At 75.1% G+C, this 4,590-nt stretch carries 3 protein-coding genes, 2 pseudogenes and 1 riboswitch; of the genes and pseudogenes, 1 reads left to right on the top strand and 4 read right to left on the bottom strand.

The features are described 5' to 3' along the window. From AOK23_RS42635 to AOK23_RS42625, 3 genes are all read right to left on the bottom strand, one after another. Positions 1-1,042, bottom strand: a 1,042-nt coding sequence (locus AOK23_RS42635) for a CbiQ family ECF transporter T component (RefSeq protein WP_420823805.1), incomplete at its 3' end; no start/stop codon positions are given. A 103-nt stretch (positions 1,043-1,145) separates the two neighbouring features. Next, entirely contained in the window at positions 1,146-1,862 is a 717-nt protein-coding gene (locus AOK23_RS42630) for an SCO2322 family protein (protein WP_055717741.1), read from the bottom strand. Then, a complete protein-coding gene (locus AOK23_RS42625; RefSeq protein ID WP_055717740.1) occupies positions 1,859-3,202 on the bottom strand; it encodes a prenyltransferase/squalene oxidase repeat-containing protein in 1,344 nt (447 codons plus the stop codon). Before AOK23_RS42625 ends, AOK23_RS42630 begins: the two co-directional genes overlap by 4 nt. Before the next feature lie 114 nt (positions 3,203-3,316). Then, positions 3,317-3,456, bottom strand: a riboswitch (cobalamin riboswitch). A 41-nt stretch (positions 3,457-3,497) separates the two neighbouring features. Between AOK23_RS42625 and AOK23_RS52195 the strand changes: the two are divergent. Next, positions 3,498-4,227 (top strand): annotated as a pseudogene (locus AOK23_RS52195) (phosphotransferase). Between the two features lie 24 nt (positions 4,228-4,251). Here the strand turns inward: AOK23_RS52195 and AOK23_RS42615 are convergent. Further along, positions 4,252-4,590, bottom strand: a pseudogene (locus tag AOK23_RS42615) (MBL fold metallo-hydrolase); the annotation flags it as partial.

Raw genomic sequence — 4,590 nt, 5'->3', positions numbered from 1 at the left:
GGAGGTCCGGGGCGGTGAGGGGGACGACGGTGGGGTGCAGGGCGGTGGAGTCGTACGCCTCGCAGAGGATCAGGAGGACGGCGACGGCCGCGCCCGACGCGCCCACCAGGGACGCCCGTACGCCCCATGGGTCCGGCCGGTAGCGGGTCCGGGGCGAGCGGCGGCCGCCCAGACGCAGGCCCGCGAGGGCGGCGGCCAGGCCGGTGAGCAGGACGGGGAGACCGTAGGTGCCGCCGGCCGCGGTCAGTACGCCGTACGTTCCCGCGCAGACGCCCAGCAGTCCGCCGAGGGTCAGTGCGGCCGTCGTGCGGCGGACGCGGGCCGGGACCTCGGCGGTGCGGCCGTACCCGCGTGAGTCCATCGCGGCGGCCAGGGCCACCGACCGTTCCAACGCGCCCTCCAGCACCGGCAGTCCGACCTGGAGCAGTCCGCGGATGCCCCGGTCGGGGCGCCCGCGCAGCCGCCGGGCGGCCCGCAACCGCTGTACGTCCGCCACCAGATGCGGGGCGAACGTCATCGCCACCACCACCGCCACGCCCGCCTCGTACAGCGCGCCCGGCAGCGACTTCAGCAGCCGGGCCGGATTGGCGAGGGCGTTCGCGGCACCCACGCAGATCAGGAGCGCGGCCAGGCGCAGCCCGTCGTACAGCGCGAACAGCACGCCCTCCGCGGTCACCCGGCCGCCCAGGCGGATGCCCTGTGCCCAGTCGGGCAGCGGGACTTCGGGGAGCGTGAGGAGGGTGTGCGTGCCGGGGACGGGCGAGCCCAGCACCACGGCGAAGGCCAGCCGGATGACCAGCACCGCCAGGCCGAGCTTCACGAACGCGGTGTACGAACGGGCCCACGGGGCGTCCGTGCGGTGCGTCGCCACGACATACCCCGCCACGGCTATGAGGAGGGCCAGGAGGAGGGGGTTGGTGGTGCGCGACGCGGCGGTACCGAGCCCGAGGGCCCAGAGCCACCAGGCGAGGGGGTGCAGGTGGTGGGTCCGGTGTCCGTGGTGCGGGGGATACGGCGGGTGCGCGGTCGGCGTGCGGTGCAGGGGGTGCGTGCTCTGCGCACGGTGTCTGCGGTGCCTGCGGTGCGGGGAGTCCGTGGGGCGCCTGCCCTGCGTGTCCCCCGCACCGCGGGCCGACGGTCCGTGGCTAGGCACGGCGGCGTCGCCTGGCCTGCCACACCGCCGCCGCGCCGAGCACCGCGACGGCGCCGACACCGACGAACAGCCCGACGGACGGGCCCTTCTCGTCGGACGTGCGGGCGTTGTCGGAGGCGGCCGAGTCGTCGGACGCGCCGGAGGTGTCGGACGCGTCGGAGGTGTCGGACGCGTCGGGACCGTCGTCGGCGATCGCCTCCCCGCATCCCTTCCGGGGGTACCCGGCGATCGAGCAGAGCAGCGCGTTCGTGTCGTACCGGAGCGGCTTCGCCACGGCGGCAAGCGCATCGGCGGTGGTCGCGTCCGACGGCACGCGTGCACAGGCCGTGCGCGCCGGCGGGGGCGTCTCACCCGTCGGCGCGTCCACGGCGGTGCCGAAGTCGAGGACGAGCGCGATCCGCTTCTGCCCGTCACGGGCGGCCGTACCCGAGCAGATGGCGTCGAAGCGGGCGGCCCCGCGCGGCTCGGCGGCGTCGTCGGAGTCCTCACTGACGGCGAACCGGAAGCCCTGGACGTCCCCGTCCGAGGGCCGCGCCGTCGACGGCCCCTGCGTCGCGTACACCCAGCCGGAGCCGTTCGCCCCCCGGTCCCAGAAGGACCAGTACCGGTAGGCCGCGGCATGGGCCGGCCCGCCGAGCCCCACCAGCGCGCACAGCAGAAGCAGGGTCGCCGCCGACGCGGCCGTGACGCGCCCGCCGGTGCGGGTCATGTCCGTCGCCGCTTCCGGGTGAGGCGCGTCAGAGCGGCCCCGGCGAGCGCGGCGAGTCCGAGTCCGGCGCCCAACACCACTCCGGTCGCGATGCCGCCGTCGTCCCCGCCGCCGTCGGCGGTGTCGTCGCTCGGCACGCTCGAATAATCGGCCACGTCCCGCGCCGGGCCGGTCTCGGTCAGCTGCGCCACGAGGTCCGCGCCACCGAAGTCGCGCGGGTCGGTGCCGGCGGCGTGCGCGGCGAGGATGAGCTGGGCGTACGCGGCGGGGCCGGACTTCGCCGCCCAGGGGCCGTAGTTCTTCTCCAGCCAGGCGAGCGGCTTCGCGGTGGCGTCCGTGTCCCCGGCGGCGGCCAGCGCCACGACCGCGTCGGCGGTGTTGCCGAGGTCGGGCTGGTCCTCGGCGCCCGCGAGGGCGGACTTCAGGTAGCCGGCGGAGGTGAGGGCCCCGGCGAGGTACACGGCACCGTTGTGGGCCGCGTCCTCGGGCGAGGTACCACCGGCACACTCGGCGGCGCCCCCGGTCGTCCCGGAGCTGCCGGAGTTACCGGAGTCCCCGTTCTCACCCGAGTCCCCGTTCTCACCCGAGTCCCCGGTCTTCCCGGTGTCGACGACGAACCCTTCTCCCAGGCTGCCGAGCACGGCGGCGGCCGTGGCGTCGGCGTTGGCGGCGAGCCCGCCCTTCTTGTCGGGCTGGTAGGCGAAGGCGCCGCTGCCCTCGGTGCCGGCGGCGCAGGGGAGGGCGAGGGCGCGCAGGGCGTCGTAGGGGGAGTGGCCGGCCTTCTTCTGCCCGTCGGGCGCCTCGCCCACGGCGGCCAGCGCGCCGATGACGACGGACGTGGAGTTCGCGTCGCTGGGCCCGCCGGCGGTGAAGCCCCAACCGCCGTCGTCGTTCTGGTTGTCCTTCAGCCAGCCGACGGCCCGCTCGGCCTGCGCGTCGTGCCCGCCGACGGCGGCGAGCGCCTGCACCGCGGCGGCCGTGCTGTTGGTGTCGACGGCGGTCTTGGCGTCGCACTGGGCGGTGGGGTCGGGCCGGTACGCCGCGAACGCCCCGTTGGCGCACTGCTGGCCGAGCAGCCAGTCGACGGCGCCGGCGCCGGGCTTCTCATCCACGGCGTCGAGGGCGACCAGCGTGAGCGACTGCCGCCAGACGCCGTCGTACTTGGGGTCCGTCGACCCGTACAGACCGGTGGGTATCGCCTGTGACGGCGACGCGGACGGCGCGTTGGGGGCGGTGTCGTCGGCGAGGGCGGCCGGTGCGAAACCGGTACCGAGTCCGGTGCCGACCCCGGCTGTGGCGGCCAGTACGGCGACGACCGCGGCGCTGCGGCGGACATTCATGATCGGCGGTGCCTCTCCCTGACGGGAGCCGGGCGCCACGGCGCGACGCCGGGCGGCTCGGCTCCGTATTCCTCGACGGTGCCGTGCACCGGCGGACGCCGGTGACGCGAGCCGGTCACAGTTCCGCACAGGGCAGTCCGACTCGCCGATCGCGCGGACGGCTTCGGCTCACGGTTGCGGGTCAGCGCCGGATTTGCACCGGCTTCCCCCTGTACGGGCGTGACGACCCGGCCACTCTACCTGCCGGTAGGCAACAGCCCGAGGGCCACCTGCGCCGGAGGGTAGGTTCACAAACATGCGGACGGGGAGACTGCTGGGCGCGGGGCGCACGGCGGACGTGTACGAGATGGCGGACGACGCGACCGGGGACGGCCCGCCCGGGGAGGTCGTCCACGAGGCCGGTGTTCACGGAACCTGGGTGCTGCGCCGGTACCGGGACGGCTGGGGTGACGCGCGAGCCGAAGCCGAGGTCATGGAGCACGTACGCGTTCACGGCTACCCGGCCCCACGCGTTCGCACAGCCACCCGTACCGACCTGGTCCTCGAACGCCTTTCGGGCCCGACCATGCTGGAGGCGATCGCCGCGGGTGCCCTCCCGCCGGCGGAGGCCAGCGCCGAACTGGCCCGCCTTCTCCACGCGCTGCACGCGCTCCCGCCCCGCCGCTCCACCGACCCGCGTCCTCCACCTCGACCTGCACCCCGAGAACGTCCTCCTCACCCCGGACGGCCCCCGCGTCATCGACTGGGCCAACGCCGAGGAGGGCCCGCCCGGCCTCGACTGGGGCATGTCGGCGGTCATCCTCGCCCAGGTCGCGGCGGACAGGGCCGACCCCCGCGCCCCGCTGGCCCACGCGGCACTCACCGGCCTCCTCACCCACCAACCGCCCAACGCCCCCTCAGCTCTCACGGAGGAGGGCCTGACGGAGGCGATCATCCGCCGGTCGAAGAACCCGACGATGAGCGCGCGAGAAATACGACTCCTCGATCGGACCCGGGAGTTGGTCCGTTCGGCCGGCGCCCGCTGAGGCGAAGTACGGCGACGCTCGGTCTCACGCCGCCACGTACGTCACCGGGTCGGTCCCCGGTACCGCCTCCGCTCGGCCCTGTTTCACCAGGCGGCGCAGGTGGGCCTCCGCCTCGGCGACGGCGATGTTCCGCGAGCTGTAGGGGATCTGGGACCAGGGGCGGTTCCACTCCATGCGTTCGGCGAGCTGCCACGGCGTGAGCGGGGTGGTGAGGAGGGAGCGCAGGTCGGTCAGGCGGGACTCGTGGTGCGTGAGCAGCTCCCGTACGCGGGCCGAGGCGTCGGTGAACGTGTACTGGTGGGCCGGGAGGACCTCGGCCGGGCCCAGCCGGGCGACGCGTTCGAGGGAGTCGAGGTAGTCGCC

Source organism: Streptomyces torulosus, from assembly GCF_001419765.1.
In the GTDB taxonomy this organism is placed as follows: Bacteria; Actinomycetota; Actinomycetes; order Streptomycetales; family Streptomycetaceae; genus Streptomyces; species Streptomyces torulosus.
The sequence above is the reverse complement of the archived record's forward strand: the minus strand, read 5'-3'. Positions and strand labels throughout refer to the sequence as shown.